This window comes from Ferruginibacter yonginensis (assembly GCF_042651465.1).
Lineage (GTDB): Bacteria > Bacteroidota > Bacteroidia > Chitinophagales > Chitinophagaceae > Ferruginibacter > Ferruginibacter yonginensis.
This window is the reverse complement of record NZ_JBHSCZ010000001.1, coordinates 1,524,902-1,541,787: the sequence shown is the minus strand read 5'-3', so window position 1 is coordinate 1,541,787 and position 16,886 is coordinate 1,524,902. Positions and strand designations below refer to the sequence as shown.

At 36.1% G+C, this 16,886-nt stretch carries 14 protein-coding genes and 1 tRNA gene; 8 read left to right on the top strand and 7 right to left on the bottom strand.

Annotated features, from left to right (window positions below):
• Positions 1 to 24: 24 nt before the first annotated feature.
• The 4 genes from ACFOWM_RS06880 to ACFOWM_RS06865 form a co-directional block, all read right to left on the bottom strand.
• Positions 25 to 1,431: a bifunctional UDP-3-O-[3-hydroxymyristoyl] N-acetylglucosamine deacetylase/3-hydroxyacyl-ACP dehydratase gene (locus tag ACFOWM_RS06880; protein ID WP_379708161.1), complete on the bottom strand. Its 1,407-nt coding sequence runs from the start codon at positions 1,429 to 1,431 to the stop codon at positions 25 to 27.
• A gap of 90 nt (positions 1,432 to 1,521) precedes the next feature.
• Complete coding sequence (locus ACFOWM_RS06875) at positions 1,522 to 3,990, bottom strand: DUF5686 family protein (RefSeq protein ID WP_379708159.1); 2,469 nt, start codon at positions 3,988 to 3,990, stop codon at positions 1,522 to 1,524.
• Between the two features lie 63 nt (positions 3,991 to 4,053).
• Positions 4,054 to 5,100 (bottom strand): UDP-3-O-(3-hydroxymyristoyl)glucosamine N-acyltransferase, encoded by a 1,047-nt coding sequence (gene lpxD, locus ACFOWM_RS06870; protein ID WP_379708157.1) that lies wholly within the window; start codon positions 5,098 to 5,100, stop codon positions 4,054 to 4,056.
• A 17-nt stretch (positions 5,101 to 5,117) separates the two neighbouring features.
• Complete coding sequence (locus ACFOWM_RS06865; RefSeq protein ID WP_379708155.1) at positions 5,118 to 6,302, bottom strand: HD domain-containing protein; 1,185 nt, start codon at positions 6,300 to 6,302, stop codon at positions 5,118 to 5,120.
• A gap of 201 nt (positions 6,303 to 6,503) precedes the next feature.
• Here ACFOWM_RS06865 and porX point away from each other — a divergent pair, with 201 nt between their 5' ends.
• The 6 genes from porX to ACFOWM_RS06835 all read left to right on the top strand — a co-directional run bounded on the left by porX (position 6,504) and on the right by ACFOWM_RS06835 (position 11,898).
• Entirely contained in the window at positions 6,504 to 8,060 is a 1,557-nt protein-coding gene (porX, locus tag ACFOWM_RS06860) for a T9SS response regulator signal transducer PorX (RefSeq protein ID WP_379708154.1), read from the top strand.
• 134 nt (positions 8,061 to 8,194) lie between these two features.
• The gene (locus ACFOWM_RS06855; protein ID WP_379708153.1) at positions 8,195 to 8,461 is read left to right on the top strand and encodes a hypothetical protein; all 267 of its coding nucleotides are present in this window, start codon (positions 8,195 to 8,197) and stop codon (positions 8,459 to 8,461) included.
• A gap of 28 nt (positions 8,462 to 8,489) precedes the next feature.
• Positions 8,490 to 9,269 carry an MBL fold metallo-hydrolase gene (locus ACFOWM_RS06850; protein WP_379708151.1) on the top strand — a complete coding sequence of 260 codons (780 nt, stop codon included), beginning with the start codon at positions 8,490 to 8,492 and terminating at the stop codon, positions 9,267 to 9,269.
• A gap of 51 nt (positions 9,270 to 9,320) precedes the next feature.
• Positions 9,321 to 10,259, top strand: a complete 939-nt coding sequence (locus tag ACFOWM_RS06845) for a helix-hairpin-helix domain-containing protein (protein ID WP_379708149.1) — start codon at positions 9,321 to 9,323, stop codon at positions 10,257 to 10,259.
• A gap of 71 nt (positions 10,260 to 10,330) precedes the next feature.
• On the top strand, positions 10,331 to 11,470 hold the full coding sequence (locus ACFOWM_RS06840) for an acyl-CoA dehydrogenase family protein (protein WP_379708147.1): 1,140 nt from the start codon (positions 10,331 to 10,333) through the stop codon (positions 11,468 to 11,470).
• A gap of 50 nt (positions 11,471 to 11,520) precedes the next feature.
• Positions 11,521 to 11,898, top strand: a complete 378-nt coding sequence (locus tag ACFOWM_RS06835) for a c-type cytochrome (protein ID WP_379708145.1) — start codon at positions 11,521 to 11,523, stop codon at positions 11,896 to 11,898.
• Here the strand turns inward: ACFOWM_RS06835 and ACFOWM_RS06830 are convergent, their stop codons facing one another.
• The 3 genes from ACFOWM_RS06830 to ACFOWM_RS06820 are packed head-to-tail and all read right to left on the bottom strand — an operon-like array spanning position 11,899 to position 15,701.
• Positions 11,899 to 12,078: a hypothetical protein gene (locus ACFOWM_RS06830; protein WP_379708143.1), complete on the bottom strand. Its 180-nt coding sequence runs from the start codon at positions 12,076 to 12,078 to the stop codon at positions 11,899 to 11,901.
• A gap of 23 nt (positions 12,079 to 12,101) precedes the next feature.
• Positions 12,102 to 13,418 (bottom strand): amidohydrolase, encoded by a 1,317-nt coding sequence (locus ACFOWM_RS06825; protein WP_379708141.1) that lies wholly within the window; start codon positions 13,416 to 13,418, stop codon positions 12,102 to 12,104.
• Between the two features lie 42 nt (positions 13,419 to 13,460).
• The gene (locus ACFOWM_RS06820; RefSeq protein ID WP_379708139.1) at positions 13,461 to 15,701 is read right to left on the bottom strand and encodes a RelA/SpoT family protein; all 2,241 of its coding nucleotides are present in this window, start codon (positions 15,699 to 15,701) and stop codon (positions 13,461 to 13,463) included.
• A 338-nt stretch (positions 15,702 to 16,039) separates the two neighbouring features.
• Between ACFOWM_RS06820 and ACFOWM_RS06815 the strand changes: the two genes are divergently transcribed.
• Both ACFOWM_RS06815 and ACFOWM_RS06810 read left to right on the top strand, forming a co-directional pair.
• Complete coding sequence (locus tag ACFOWM_RS06815) at positions 16,040 to 16,702, top strand: hypothetical protein (protein WP_379708137.1); 663 nt, start codon at positions 16,040 to 16,042, stop codon at positions 16,700 to 16,702.
• 85 nt (positions 16,703 to 16,787) lie between these two features.
• Positions 16,788 to 16,869: transfer RNA gene (locus tag ACFOWM_RS06810), tRNA-Leu, on the top strand.
• The last annotated feature ends 17 nt before the right edge of the window (positions 16,870 to 16,886 follow it).

Genomic DNA, 16,886 nt, shown 5'->3' with positions numbered 1-16,886 from the left:
ATAAAAATATTTATTCATACTAAATTAAACCCTTCTTACTATTTGAGCGGTAAATTCACCTTCTGTACATAGCTTATTGCCTACATAAACGCTGCCCTTCATAGTACAAATACCTCTTCTAATAGGTTCCATCAGTTCCATCTTTAAAATCATGGTATCGCCAGGCACAACTTTTACTTTGAACTTACAGTTGTCAACTTTTAAAAAGTAGGTATCATATTGCCCCTCGGGCATTGATTTTATGCATAAAATACCACCTGTTTGCGCCAATGCTTCTACCTGTAAAACACCGGGCATAATAGGGTTGCCGGGGAAATGCCCTTGAAAAAAATATTCGTTGAAGGTTACATTTTTAATACCAATCACTTCTTTTTCGTTGATACGTATAATCTTATCAACTAACAAAAACGGATAACGGTGCGGTAGTATTTTTTCAATTTCTTCCAAAGGAATTAATGCAGGAGCACTTGGATCGTAAGCCGGTACATTTACATTTTTGCTATGCTTTTTAAAATGTGCCTTTAATACTTTTGCTAAGCCTACGTTACTGCTATGGCCGGGTCTGTTAGCCATAATATGCGCCTTCATGGGGTAACCACTCAGGGCTAAATCACCCACTACATCTAATAATTTATGACGAGCCGGTTCGTTATTAAAACGCAGTTCTAAATTATTAAGGTAGCCTTCTTTTTGAACATCAATATTATCTTTTCCAAAGGCTTTGGCTAGGCGTTGCATTTCTTCGGGTGTAATAGGTTTATCAACTACTACAATGGCATTATTGATGTCGCCACCTTTAATTAAATTGTTATCTAGTAATGCTTCTAATTCATGTAAAAAACAAAATGTTCTACAAGGGGCAATTTCTTTTTGAAAATCTTTAAGGCGTTTTAAATCGGCATGTTGTGTACCTAACACAGGCGAATTAAAATCAATAAGTGTTGTAATTCTATAATCGTTAGCAGGAACGGCTGTAAACTCTGCATTTTTAGCTTCGTCGTAAAATGAAATAGGTTCATCTAATTCGTACCAAACTTTTTCAGCATCTTGTTCCACCACACCTGTAGCTTCAATTAAATTGGTAAACGGCATGCTGCTACCATCAATAATTGGTATTTCGGGGCCACTTACTTCAATTAAACAATTATCAATACCCATACCAACCAACGCTGCTAAAATATGTTCAACGGTTGAAATTTTAACCTCACCTTTTTCTAAAGTGGTACCACGGCTTGTATCTGTAACCAAATCGCAATCTGCTTTAATGGGTGCACTACAGCCTAAATCAGTACGTTTAAATTGAAAACCAAAATTGGGTGGGGCAGGGTTCAGTACCATATCAGCATGAATACCACTATGTAAACCAGTACCCGATATTGTTACGGGTGCTTGTAATGTGTGTTGTTTGTTTTCGTTGAAGTTGATATCCATGCCTTTATGCTTTTGTGCAAATATATTTTAAATATTGGGGCTTATAAAATCAATTAACAACAAAATACTGTTATTACAAAATGCTGTGCATTAAAATTGTAGCTGAAAACTACCAAATACACCAAAGTGACTTACTTTTTGAATAGGGCGTTCATTGGCTGTTAAACGCCAAATAAAATCAACTCTAAAAACTTTGAAGATGTTATCAATACCAGTGCCCAACTCCATATATGTTTTATTGTTGAGCGTTTTAAAAGTGCCTACGGTATTGTTAAGTTTTAAATTATCGTTGCTTAATGAACCCCACAAGGCTTTGCCTGTCCAGAATTGACGCCATTTTAGTTTACGAGTAATGTTAGTAAACCTAAATAAACCTGCACCAACATGGTGTTCTACATTGAGCCCTGCATAACGATCACTGAGGTATTCAAAACGGGTCATTAAATTAAAGGCGTTGCCATTGTAATAATAAATATCGTTGCCAGGGTGGTTTTCTAAAAACACATATGGGAGCGTACCATCAACCTTGCCAGCAAAAATTTTATATGAAACGGAGCCGTAAGGTGAAATTTTGATATTATCTTTTATGTTTACTGATACACGGTGATAGTTATAAGCACTGTTACCAACACCAGCCATACCTTTTGAAAAAGTTGCTTCAATAATTGGGTACTTACTACCCAATGAATACCTGAAATAATCACCTTCTAAATACTGTTCGAGGTAAGCAAAACGGAGTTTTAAAGCGGTTTCAAAATTAATAAGTGTGGTGCCATTAACGGTTTTTAGCGCTGGTAAATTAAGTAGGGGATCATATTGTTTATGTATGAAAAATAACTCAGTTGAAAACCCTTTGCCAAAGTCTTTCAAAATTTCGAAACGTACATCTTGTAAACGAATAAATTTTCGAGTAATGTTAGGTTTTCTGATGGCTAATGAAAAAACATTGTCTTGACTTACTTCGCCAATTTGGCTAATACCATTGTCAATATCTTTTGAGTACGATGCATGTAACCTAAAGCGGTTGGGTGTTTTAGTAATGTTCCAATACGCCTCTGCTTGGCCTTTAAACTGTTTATCTTTAGTGCCGTAAGCTAAATACGTATGTATGTAAATTTTTTTATGAAAACCAGGGTTGGTACCTAAATCGAACCGCAAACGAGTGCCTTCATATTGGTTGGCACTTACCCAATTAAACCAAGGGCCAAACACTACATTACCATCATTGGTATAGCCGGTAGTTAAAAATTTTATACGTTTTTGAAACTTTTTAAAAGTGGGCATGCTATTGAGTTTATCAACAGTAGCATAAATGGCTTTTTCGTTGGTAGATAAACTATCATGCCTAAAATTTTGCCAGCTCGAATCAGAAAAATTATTAACACCTTTTGCCGTAGTGACCAGCTCTTCAATATTTTGCGCTTTAAATAAATTGGTGATGGAGTCGCTATTGATGATAATGTTTTTGTAAGAAGTTGTTTTACGACCAATCATAGTGAGTGATTGTTTGCCGAGTATTTTAAAATCAGCGAAAAACTTATCCCTGCTAATAAAATATACAGAATCGTTAATTGGTATAAACTCTTGAAAAATACCTACCCTGTCAACAAAATTTACATTAGCATCTTTACCTAAGTTTAAACCAATTTTTTGAATTTGGTAAGTGCCAGCAAATACCATTGCATCGCCTTCAAATGTGTTTTGGCCCGGATGTTTTGGCCTAAATACAAAATGCAAAATCTTTTTGCCATTTAAAATTTGCGTATCAGGTACTGAGAAGTTGTAAAAATCATCGGCACGATCATTAAAGGGGCTCACAAAATCTTTATCCATTACGTTGATGTAGTTGCCGTACACGTTTACGTTTTGGTTCATTACCCCCAACATTTTCGAAATACTTTCGTTATTAATGCCTTTTATGTTGGTGGCTTTTATGTTTTCAAAATACTTTTTGGTGTTTTTTTGAAACGCATAATCGCTGATGCTTTCCACTAAAAAAAATGGAAGAAATGGTTCTTTTTCTGAAGTACTGTCGATATTATCAAATATGAATGAAAAAGGTTTTAAAATAAAATTCTTTTTGAGTTTATCTGCTTTAAAGTTTTTAAAATCAATTTCAAGTTTATTGTAAGCTTCGTATGCAAAATTGGTTTGGTTATAGCGGTTGTATAACTTTTTTTTGCTCATAATTTTGCGCCACAAAAACAGCCCTTTATTAATTTTTGATTTTATTACAACTTCGTTGGAAGTGCCTCTTTGTAAGGAGATAATAATTTGTGCATCGCCATTGAGCATGCTAATAGGCTCTTTAAATGTTTGGTAGCCTACATAGCTTACCATTAAAGTATCAACAGTGCCTGGTTTTAAGTAAAATGAAAAATTACCTGCACTATCAGCCACTTTACCATTACCAGCCAATGCAAATGAAACCGAAGCAAAATTTACGGGCTCTTTAGTAAATGCATCTTGCACCATCCCACTCAACGTAACCAATTGAGCACTAGCCATTAACGGATAAACGAAAAATAATAATAAAAAAAGGTACTTATGAATACGCAAATGAAAAAGGGTTATTGTTGTTAAAAATCACCCAAAAATACCTTAAAGCAACGTAGATAAGTGTTAAATTAATTTTTGCATCAACAATTTAATTTCATTTTCAAGCGCTTTTATGCGTTTTTCCATTTCAGGTAAATTACGACTTAATGCTTGGCTACGAAGTGCAGCAGTATAATCAAAAGCAGGTGAACCTGTTACAGCGCTGTTGGGTGTTTTTATGGATTTACTTACACCGCTTTGTGCATTTATTTTTGTACCATCAGCAATTTGTATGTGGCCTACAATACCTACTTGTCCGCCAATCATAACATTATTACCAATTTTTGTGCTACCGCTTACTCCTGTTTGGGCTGCAATAACACTGTTGTTACCCACTTCAACATTGTGGGCAATTTGTAAAAGATTATCGAGTTTAGCGCCTGATTTTATGATGGTACTACCAATAGTTGCCCTGTCAATAGTAGCATTGCTACCTATTTCAACATTATCCTCAATAATAACGTTGCCAGTTTGTGGTACTTTTTTAAAGCTACCATCTGCTTGAGGGGCAAAACCAAAACCATCGCCACCAATTACAGTGCCTGCATGTATAACTACATTGTTTCCTATAACACAATCGTGGTAAATTTTTACGCCGGGGTGTATAATGGTGTTATTACCAATACTAACATTGTTACCAATAAATGCGTTGGGATAAATTTTTGTATTGTTACCAATTTGAGCATTTTGACCAATATATGCAAAGGCTCCAATAAAAATATCGGTTCCCTTTTTTGCGGTAGGGTCAATATATACGGGCTCTTGAATGCCCACCATTTGCTGCGATTGCATTTTTTGGTATTGCTCTAATAAAGCAGCAAAAGCTGAGTAAGCATCAGCAACTTTAATAAGTGTAGCCTGTATAGGTTCTTTTAAAACTTGTGTATCATTAATGATTATGACGGAAGCTTTGGTATTGTACAGGTATTCTTCATATTTGGGATTAGCTAAAAATGCTAATTGGCCTGCAACGGCTTCTTCAATTTTACCGAATGATGATACAGTTGTAGCGGCATTACCTTCAACAGAACCACCAATAATTTGTGCAATTTGTGCTGCGCTAAATTCCATCTATAAAGTTAGTTTGGTTATAAACCTATGTAACAAATGTAATATTTTTTGCTTTTGCCACGTAAGCTCTCATTAATTAAAGCATCATCTACTTGTGCTATATCTTTCACTTCTCCATTTTTGTATAAAATTTTGATAGGGTTATCATCAAAATCATATGTGCTAATGCTTGCATTGCCTTCAAATACCAACCAGTTTGCATCAGCTTCATTGAGTTCGTAATGCTGCATTACCGCTAATTTGGTCCTTTTAACAAAAGCCTCATCTGCTGGTGTTGCACTATATTTTACCTTCAATAAATTTCTATTCATAATACCATTGCTTAATAAGGCAAGTACTTTATCAGAATGGCTGCACCAAGTTTTAATTGCCATCATAACATCAGCATCATCAATACTGCAAAACTGATCGAGGGTAATATTTTGTAATGGTTCGTTTATAAAACTATTAAGGGGTTGTGCACATGCTGCTGCTACAAATTTGGCTCTTTTGATAATGCGTTGTAACATTTGCTCCGCACTCACTACGGTTTTATGTAGGTATACTTGGCGGTACATGAGCCTACGGGCAATTAAAAATTTTTCGATAGAATAAATACCTTTTTCTTCTACCATTAATTCGCCGTTGTGTACGGTAATCATTTTCAAAATTCTATCGTATGCCACGTAACCTTCCACCACACCACTAAAAAAACTATCACGTGTGAGGTAATCCATTCGGTCAACATCTAATTGACCGCTCACTAATTGGTGTAAATATTTTTTAGGATAAGCGCCTGTAAAAATTTCTAAAGCCATCTGTAACTTGCCATCAAACTTTTGGTTAAGTGCTTCAATAATAAGCAACGAAATTTTTTCATGGTGCACACCTTCAGCCAACACTTGTTCAAGTGCATGGGAGTACGGGCCATGACCAACATCATGTAACAAAATGGCAATTTTAGCCGCTTGTTGTTCAGCAGGTGTAATGTCAATGCCTTTTCTAGTAAGCTCTTGTAAAGCCAAACACATTAAATGGTAGGCGCCTAGCGAATGGTGTAACCTTGTATGAACAGCCCCCGGATATACCAAATGCGCCATTGCCATTTGCTGAATACGACGTAACCTTTGGTAGTAAGGGTGTGCAATGATGTTGAACACCAATTCATCATCAATGGTTATAAAACCGTAAACGGGGTCGTTAATTATTTTGTGAAAAGCCATATTTTTTAATAATGCGTACAAAGGTACGGGCAAGCAACTGTTATATGCTATATAATGGAGAGGGTTTGCTAAAATCAATATTGTTAAAACAACCACAAACTATTTGCAGTAAGTACATAAAATGGTATAAAAATTATATTTGCTAATAGGGGCACAAATTTTGAAAGGTATTTCATAAAGATTTTAAACTAAATTTTACAAATGAATGTAGCAAAAATACTTTGGGTAGATGATGAGATTGATTCACTCAACTCACAAATCATGTTCTTGCAAAATAAAGGGTACGAAGTAGCCACTAAAACCAATGGTTTTGATGCAGTTGAATATGTAAAAGAGAATATTGTTGATGTGGTGTTGATGGATGAAAGTATGCCAGGTATTACTGGTTTACAAACGCTGCAGCAAATTAAGGAAGTAAACAGCACCATACCAGTAGTATTAATTACTAAAAATGAAGCTGAAAATATAATGGATGAAGCTATTGGTAGCCAAATAAGCGATTACCTTATAAAACCTGTAAACCCAAATCAGGTATGGCTTTCACTAAAAAAGCTGATAGATAATAAAAGACTTGTTGCTGAAAAAACAACCACTGCATATCAACAAGAGTTTAGAAGTTTGTTTATGGCGCTAAACGATAACCCTAACTACACCGAGTGGATGGATTTGTATAAAAAATTGGTGTACTGGGAGCTTGAAATGAAGAAAAGCGATAGCCCCGAAATGCAAGAGGTTTTTGCTACACAAAAGCAAGAAGCCAATATTGAGTTTTTTAAATTTATTTCAAAAAATTATAGTACTTGGGTAAACCCTAAAAGTACCGATGCTCCTATTATGAGCCATACGTTACTTAAGTATAAAGTTTTACCTCATCTTGAAAAAGGAACACCATTATTTTTTGTGTTGATTGATAACCTTCGATTTGATCAATGGAAAGCCATACAGCCCACATTTGCAGAAAGTTTTAGAATACATGAAGAAGAAACCTTTTATGCTATTTTGCCCACAGCTACGCAATATGCTCGTAACGCTATTTTTGCCGGGATGTTGCCAATAGATATTCAAAAACAATTTCCGGAGCAATGGAAAAATGATGATGAAGAAGGTGGAAAAAATTTACATGAAGAAGATTTTTTAAGAGCTCAATTAAAAAAATTAGGTAAAGGCGATATTAAAATATCTTATACTAAAATCACTAATAATCATGATGGGCAAAAGTTAGTAGAGAGTATGCATAATTTATTGCAAAATGATTTAAATGTAATTGTATACAATTTTGTTGATATGCTGAGCCATGCACGAACTGAAATGGAAGTGTTGAAAGAATTAGCTGGCGATGAAACAAGTTACAGAAGTATTACACAAAGCTGGTTTGAACATAGCCCTTTACACCAAGCTTTGAAAAAAATAGCCGACAAAAAAATTAATATGGTGGTTGCTACTGACCATGGTAGCACTCGAGTAAAAACACCTGCAAAAATAATTGGCGATAAACAAACTACTGCAAACCTCCGTTACAAACATGGGCGTAACCTCAATTATGAAGCTAAAGATGTGTTAGCGTTTAGAGATCCTAAAGAGGCTGGTTTGCCTGTACCAAATGTAAACTCAAGTTTTGTATTTGCTAAAGGTGATATCTTTTTATGCTATCCCAATAATTACAATCACTTTGTAAACTATTATAAAAATACCTTTCAACATGGTGGTATTAGTTTAGAAGAAATGATTGTGCCGGTTGTAAGAATGACTAATAAATAAAGAATTGTTGCAACATAACTGTATTTGCTAAAATAGTTATCAACTTTTGTTGAAAACGTTTTTTGAATGAATCATATAAATGAAGCAAGTTGCAGGTATTAGTTTAATAAAATTTATAACTAGGGTATAACACTATGAAGTTTACACAACATACACTTGATAAAATAGAAAGAATTGCTGAAGAAAGTGGCTATGTTATTCGTTATGAAAGAGGTTCTTTTCAAAGTGGATATTGTATTTTGCAAGCAAAAAAAGTGGTGGTGTTAAATAAGTTTTTACAAATTGAAGGTCGTATTAACACCATGATTGATTTATTACCACAACTGAACATCAATATTGATGCTTTAACGCATGAAAGCCAAAAATTGTTTACTGAATTAACGGCTTTACCAGCGGCATAACCACAAAGCTATTTGTTATATATTTTAAATGATTTGTCCACCACTCACTATCACTTTTTTGGGAACAGGTACCAGCGGCGGCGTACCTATGATTGCTTGTGATTGTGAAGTTTGTCAATCAACCGATGCATATAATAAAAGGCTACGTAGCAGCATATTGGTGCAAAGTAGTACTACTAATTTGGTTATAGATACGGGCCCTGATTTTAGAACACAAATGCTACGTGAAAAAGTAAAACGTGTTGACGCTGTTTTATTTACGCACCCACACAAAGACCATGTTGCTGGGTTAGATGATATTAAGGCTTTTAATTACTTTAATGATACTTCTATTAACGTATATGCCAATGCTTTAACCCAAAAGGCCCTCAAAAATGAGTTTTATTACGTTTTTGCCGAACATAAATACCCGGGCGTACCTGATATAACTTTGCATGATATTGATGAACAAACTATCATAGTAGGCGATATACCCATTACACCCATAAAAGTATGGCATTTACACATGCCTGTATTAGGATTTAGAATGGGCGAATTCACCTACATTACTGATGCGAATCGAATTGAGCCAAATGAAATGCAAAAAATTGCAGGCTCAAAAATATTGGTATTAAATGCATTAAGGCACCAAAAACATTTATCGCACTTTACTTTACAAGAAGCTATTGAAGTAGCGCAAACGCTGCAAATACCCCAAACTTATTTTACGCATATTAGCCACCAACTTGGTTTACATACCGAAGTAAGCAATACCCTACCCGTTAGTTGTAAGCTGGCATACGATGGACTTCAATTGGTAGCGAATTAATATTGGAAATTTTATTAATTCGTTATAAATTAGTCTTACAATCTTATCCCTATGGCTAGCCCGTTTATAACAGGTTTTTTTTCTTTTTGTAAAAAATCAAGAAAAGGAATTACATACTTAGTAGCATTTGTAACAACAGTTTATTTGAGCATATTGTTGTACCCCTTACTGTATAAGCCAACAACAAAAACTGCTGATAAAAAAATCATCGCTGCGGCTGATTCTCTCAACTATGCTATTATAAAAGATGATGCTTTTGATGATGATAATTCAAATGATTACAACGGTAAGTATAAACCGCAGTATAACAATCATAAAAAAATTACACCCTTTTATTTTGATCCCAATACTTTGTCTGTTGCTGGTTGGCAACAATTAGGTGTAAGTGATAAAACCATTGCTGGTATACAAAAATACCTCTCAAAAGGCGGAAAGTTTAAAACGCCTGAAGCTATCAATAAAATATGGGGTATTAGCGATGCAGATAAAGCCATTTTATTGCCCTATGTACGCATAGCAGCACAATCAACCTCCAATAAATTTTTTGATAATAGCAATAATTACAGCCCCAATCCATATCCTAAAAAAATAATATCAGCAGTTGAAATTAATAGTACTGATTCAACAAGTTTAGAAGCATTGCCAGGTATTGGCCCCGGTTTTGCAAAACGTATTATTAATTTTCGAAATAAGTTAGGTGGTTTTTATAAGGTGGAGCAAGTAGCCGAAACATTTGGTTTACCAGATTCTACTTTTCAAAAAGTAAAACCCTACATTAAAATTGACGCTAATACCATTAAAAAAATAAACATCAATACAGCTTCGCTTGATGAATTAAAAGCACACCCATACATTCGTTGGCAATTGGCAAATGTTATTATGGCTTATAAAAAAGAACATGGCAATTTTACAAGCATTGAAGCATTAAAAAAAATTATGATAATTGATGATATTACTTATAATAAAATAAGCCCCTATCTTACTTTGTAGATGTGGATGAACGGTTGTTAGTCTAACAGGTAAATGCACTAAATTGCACTCTCAAATATCATTAAACCAAAATGAATTTTACCACGAACGAATTAACCAACCAAGTTGCACAATCTGCTAAAGATTTTGCACTACAGCACATCAAACCTCATTTAATGGAGTGGGATGAAGCGCAAACTTTTCCAGTACATATTTTTAAAGAGTTAGGCAAGTTAGGCTTAATGGGTATTTTAGTGCCAGAGGCTTATGGAGGAACCGGCTTAGGTTATTATGAATACAGCGTAGCCATACAAGAGATAGCAAAAGTATGCGGCTCCATTGGCTTATCACTAGCAGCACATAACTCTTTATGTACAGGCCATATTTTAGCTTTTGGTAACGAAGCACAAAAGCAACAATACTTACCCAAACTAGCCACTGCTGAGTTTATTGGGGCATGGGGTTTAACCGAACCTAACACAGGTAGCGATGCTGGCAACATGAAAACTACTGCTGTAAAAGATGGTGATAATTGGGTAATTAACGGTGCTAAAAGTTGGATTACCCACGGTAAATCTGGCGATGTTGCAGTTGTTATTTGCCGTACAGGCGAACCAAGAGCTAAAAACAACAGTACTGCATTTATTGTTGAAAGAGGCACACCTGGTTTTACAGCCGGTAAAAAAGAAAATAAATTAGGAATGAGGGCTAGTGAAACAGCCGAAATGATTTTCGATAATTGTGTGGTTAGTGATGCAAACCGTTTAGGCGAAGTAGGGGAGGGTTTTAAACAATCAATGAAAATTTTAGATGGTGGCCGTATCTCTATTGCTGCATTAAGTTTGGGTATTGCCAAAGGTGCTTACGAAGCCTCATTACAATATGCAAAAGAGCGCCAACAGTTTGATCAACCTATTGCAAATTTTCAAGGCATATCATTTAAGTTAGCTGATATGGCTACTAAAATTGAATGCGCTGAGTTGCTTATTAACCAAGCATGCGATTTAAAAATGCAAGGGCTACCAATGACCAAAGAGGCAGCTATGGCTAAGTATTATGCCAGTGAAATTTCTGTAGAAATTAGTACAGATGCTATTCAAATATTTGGAGGATATGGTTACACCAAAGATTTTCCAGTAGAAAAATTTTACAGAGATAGTAAGTTGTGTACCATTGGTGAGGGTACTAGCGAAATACAAAAATTAGTGATTGGTAGAGAAATTTTAAAATAAACAAAAGCCTCGTTACAATTTGTAACGAGGCTTTTTTAAAAATAATTTTTATGAAGTGGATGTTATGTTTTGCAGTTATCGCTGCAACTATTGCTTGTAATAGTAACAATAACAATAGTACTGTAACTGCACAAATGCCTGCAAGTGAAATAGCTAATGGCGAAGCCTTGTTTAAAGCCAATTGTGCTAGTTGCCATAAGACTGTTGAACCTTATGTTGGTCCTGCTTTAAAGGGTGTTGCCAACCGTTGGCCTAGCAAAGCTTTGCTTTATGAATTTGTACGAAATTCACAAGAGGTTATAAGCCGAAATGATTATGCAAAGAAGCTTTACATGGAATACAAAGAGTCGCCCATGTTACCTTTTCCGCAGTTAACGGATGCTGATATTGATGCAATTTTAAAGTACTGCGATACCTACAATCCTTAGTTACAAATAATCTTCATCTTGTTGCGGTGCAGTAGCATCTGCCTCAAATAATTTATCAACTGCACCTGCCATCATCGGAAATTTTTCTTTTACAAAATCTTTGATGGTGTCTAATGCTTTAGCAGCTTGCTCATCATTAATTTGAGCATTCATTTTTATTTTATCAATCAATTCTTTCATCATTATATTTTTAAAGCAACGTATTATTTAGTTTTTTTTGAAGCAGCATCCATATAATCTAACACTAAGTTTGTAAATGCTGTAACTCCCAATGTAAAGCTACTTTCATCAATAAAAAAGCCAGGTGTATGGTGGCTTGCAGCATCTTCTTTTTTCACATTGGCTGGCAATGCACCTAAATTAAAAAATAAACCAGGGGCTTTTTGTTGGTAAAAACTAAAATCTTCCGAACCTGTTTTTGCATTTACTAAAATGGTATTATTAGCGCCTGCTGCTCTTTGTAATGATGGTAACATTTTACGAGTAAGGGCAGTATCATTAAACGTTACAGGGTATTGTACGGTGTATGGTAATAATATTTCCGCAGTGGCATTATTTGATGCTGCTGTATTGTTTACTATTTGTTTTATACGGTTGTAAATCATGGTTTGGTCTGCATCAGTAAAAGTGCGTACAGTACCCTGCATTTCAACTTTTTCAGGTATGATGTTGAAACGGTTGCCACCATTAATGCTACCAATAGTAACAATGGCAGCATTTTCAGTAATATTTACATTACGACTCACAATAGTTTGTAAGTTATTTACAATTTGTGCAGCCGTTACAATAGGGTCAATACCTTGCCATGGCGATGCACCATGAGCACCTTTGCCGTTAATGGTAATTTTTACATCACAAGCACTGGCCATAAAGCCTGCAGGGCGGTAGCCAATTTGCCCTACTGGTAATTGAGCATCTACATGTAAGCCAAACACCACATCAACCGTTGGGTTGCTCATTACCCCTTCTTTAACCATTAATTTTGCACCACCTTCTTCACCAACAGGTGCACCTTCTTCAGCTGGTTGAAAAATAAATTTTACGGTGCCTTTTAATTCATTACGCATACTGGCTAGTACCTCTGCTGTAGCCATTAGTATAGCGGTATGAGCATCATGCCCACAGGCATGCATTACACCAACCGTGTTACCGTTGTAGGTAGCGGTTACTTTTGATGCAAATGGTAGGCTGTTTCTTTCCGTAATGGGTAAGGCATCCATATCAGCTCTTAAAGCTATTACTGGTCCTGGTAAAGCGCCCTTTAAAATACCCACAACACCTGTTTTGGCAACGTTGGTTGTTACTTCAATACCCAAGTTTTTTAGGTGTTGGGCTACAATAGCCGCTGTTCTTTTTTCATTGTTTCCTAACTCAGGGTTGGCATGAAAATCCCTGCGCCATGCAATTGTTTTTGCTTCTATGTTTTTAGCACTTGTAGCAGCTTTGGTTTGTAGACTTTGCTTTTGTGCAACACATTGAACACTTAAAAAAAGTGTTACAGCAATGGGTAATTTTTTCATGTAAATAATTTATTAAAATGGGTAATTTAAAAAAATGAAAGGTTAATCAATATCATATCTATCAACCCTTTCAATGCCTTGCAATGATAAAAGTGCAGTTACTAAATTTTCAAGTTCATCTTTATCATGAACAAAAACTTTTACATTACCTTCAAAAATACCTTCCTTGGCCTCAATCGTCATGGCAGAAATATTTACTTTCATTTCGCCACTTATAAGGTTCGTGATTTTGTGAATAACCCCCACATCATCTAACCCAATAATTTTTAAACCCGTTAAAAAAGATATTTCTTTATTTTTTGCCCACTTGGTTTTTACTACACGATGGCCGTAATTTGCCATTAATCTCGTTGCGTTGGGGCAATTGGTACGGTGTATTTTTAGTCCTTCGCCAGTGGTTACAAAACCAAACACATCATCACCCGGTATGGGTTTGCAGCAGTTGGCCAATGTGTACATAATTTTATCGCTGCTTTCGCCGAAAATAATCAGCTCAGTATCTTTTTTTGAGGGTACTTTATACTCAGGGTCGTAGGCAGGTTTATCATCAATTTGTTTGATTGGCTTTGGTGCCACCAACTTATCACCATGCAGTGTAAATTCCTTTAACTCTTTAAGATCTATTTTTTTAGTAGCTATTTCAAAATGTAAATCGAGGGTACTATTTATTTTGTAATACTGGCAAAGCTCTTCCATATTCGCCACACTCATGGCGGCCCCCATGCCTTCTAATTTTTTTTGTAAAATGTATTTACCATCATCAGCAATGGCTCTTTTTTCTTCCTTAAGTGTGTCTTTAATTTTAGCTTTTGCCTTACTGGTTACTACAAAGTTGAGCCACTCAGGGTTGGGTTTTTGTTTGGCGCTGGTAATAATTTCAATTTGGTCGCCACTTTTTAATTTGTAACTAATAGGCACCAATTTATGGTTTACTTTAGCACCAATACATTTGCTACCAACAGCAGTATGTACGCCAAAAGCAAAATCCAATGCAGTTGCGCCAATAGGTAACATTTTTACATCACCTTTAGGAGTGTACACATAAATTTCTTCTGTAAGAAAAGATGTTTTAAAATCTTGCAAAAAATCAATTGACTCACTATCATTGTTTGCCAAACTTTCACGTATTTGTGCAAACCATTGGTCAAACCTGCTTTCATCATTAGTACCTTCTTTATATTTCCAATGGGCAGCCAAACCTTTTTCGGCAATTTCATTCATACGTTTGGTACGAATTTGCACCTCTACCCATTTACCCTGCGGCCCCATAACGGTGGTATGCAAAGCCTCGTATCCGTTACTTTTGGGGTTGCTCAACCAATCTCTCAGCCTTTCTGGTGAAGGGTTGTAGGCATCTGTAATAATGCTATACACTTTCCAACACTCTTCTTTTTCTTTTGATGGTAGGGCGTTTACAATAATTCTGATCGCAAACAAATCATACACTTCTTCAAAAGCCACCCCTTTCTTTTTTATTTTGTTCCAAATGCTGTGTATGCTTTTGGGGCGACCGTAAATTTCAAAATCAAAACCTGTTTTATCGAGTTTCTCTTTAATGGGTTTTATAAAATCGTTGATGTAACGGGTGCGTTCACGTTTGGTGTCTTGTAATTTTTGTGCAATAAATCTAAACGTATCAGGCTCCATGTATTTCATGGAGAGGTCTTCCATTTCAGTTTTAATATTGTATAAACCCATGCGGTGGGCCAATGGGGCGTATACATATACTGTTTCTGATGAAATTTTTAATTGCTTTTCTCTCTTCATGCTATCCATCGTACGCATATTATGCAAACGATCGGCTAGCTTAATTAATATAACACGAGGGTCATCAGTAAGGGTGAGTAAAATCTTTTTAAAATTTTCGGCCTGTTGCGATGCGTTGCTATCCATTACAGTAGCAATTTTCGTAAGGCCATCCACAATTTTGGCTATTTCAACACCAAACTCTCTTTGAATATCTTGTAAGGTAACATCTGTATCTTCAACCGTATCGTGCAGTAGGGCACAAATGGTACTGCGTACACCCAAGCCAATTTCTTCCACACAAATCATGGCAACAGCTAATGGGTGTATAATGTAAGGTTCACCACTTTTGCGGCGCATGGTTTTATGAGCTTCAGCAGCCATTTCAAAAGCATTACGCAACAACATTTTATCGCCGGGCTTTAATTTAGTTTTAAGTGCCCGTAGCAATGCCCTATACTCCCTTAGTATTAATTTTTTTTCATCTTCTTCGCCGAGTGTGTACGGCTTTACAATTGTATCAGTAGTTACATCCATGTATAACGAATTTACTAAAAAACATTTATAAATTTTTATTTTGGGGGCTGTGTACAGCAAAGCAATATGCAGCTGTTGTTTCCGCTATTCGTTCCAATCTTTTTCGTTCCTCAAAAAGTATTTCCACTACTATCGGGCAGCCTTTCAGCAGTGTATATGATGGCAACATGGGTAAGTAAAAGTAGTTTCTGTTTTATTTAAAAACTCATTTGTTTAAACAATAAGTAGCTACTAGCTTTTGCCGAGTTATGGCTTCATTTTAAAAGAATTGGTGCCTTGGCTTACTTTACTAAAATATCATCGTATTTTTAAACCTAATAAGTATAAAATTATTTAATATGAAAATAGTAAGTGGTATTGCAGTGAGCATCATTTTAGTGGCTACAAGTTGCAATAATAATGACGATGCGCCAACAGCGGCTTCTTATAAAAATACAGCTACACCTGCTACAATAGTACCAGCAGCAAACAATACCAGCAGTAACCCTGTGTTAAATGTACCTGCTGCAAATATGCCATCAGCTGTTGTAGCGCCTACTACCACTACAGCAATGCCTGCACCAGTTAACAATACAGCAGCGCCAACTACAGGTACTGCAAAAGCAGGTATCAATCCTGCACATGGGCAACCCGGTCACCGTTGCGATTTACCTGTGGGTGCATCATTGAGTAGTGCACCACCAGCACCCACTACACAGCCTACCGCTGCTATGACCACACCCACACAAATAAAAGCACCTACTACCGTTGCCACTCCTGCAAAAGCAGGTACCAACCCAGCACATGGGCAACCGGGGCACCGTTGCGATTTACCTGTTGGAGCATCATTAAGTAGTGCACCTGCACCAGCAGCAGCAACCCCAGCTGCAAGTATGACCACCCCTACACAAATACAACCACCATTGCCTATAAGCAACAATGGTAGTTCGGCTAAATTAAACCCAGCACATGGGCAACCGGGGCATGATTGTAAAGTGGCTGTAGGCCAGCCTTTACCTTAGTATGATGGCTTTCACCTGTATAATTGTATAAATTTTAATAAAAAGCTATTTATTTAGCATAATTCCTTAGTTTTGCATCCCATTTGCGGATGTGGCGAAATTGGCAGACGCACTAGACTTAGGATCTAGCGCCGTAAGGCATGTAGGTTCGACCCCTATCATCCGCACTTATTCAACTTCCTTC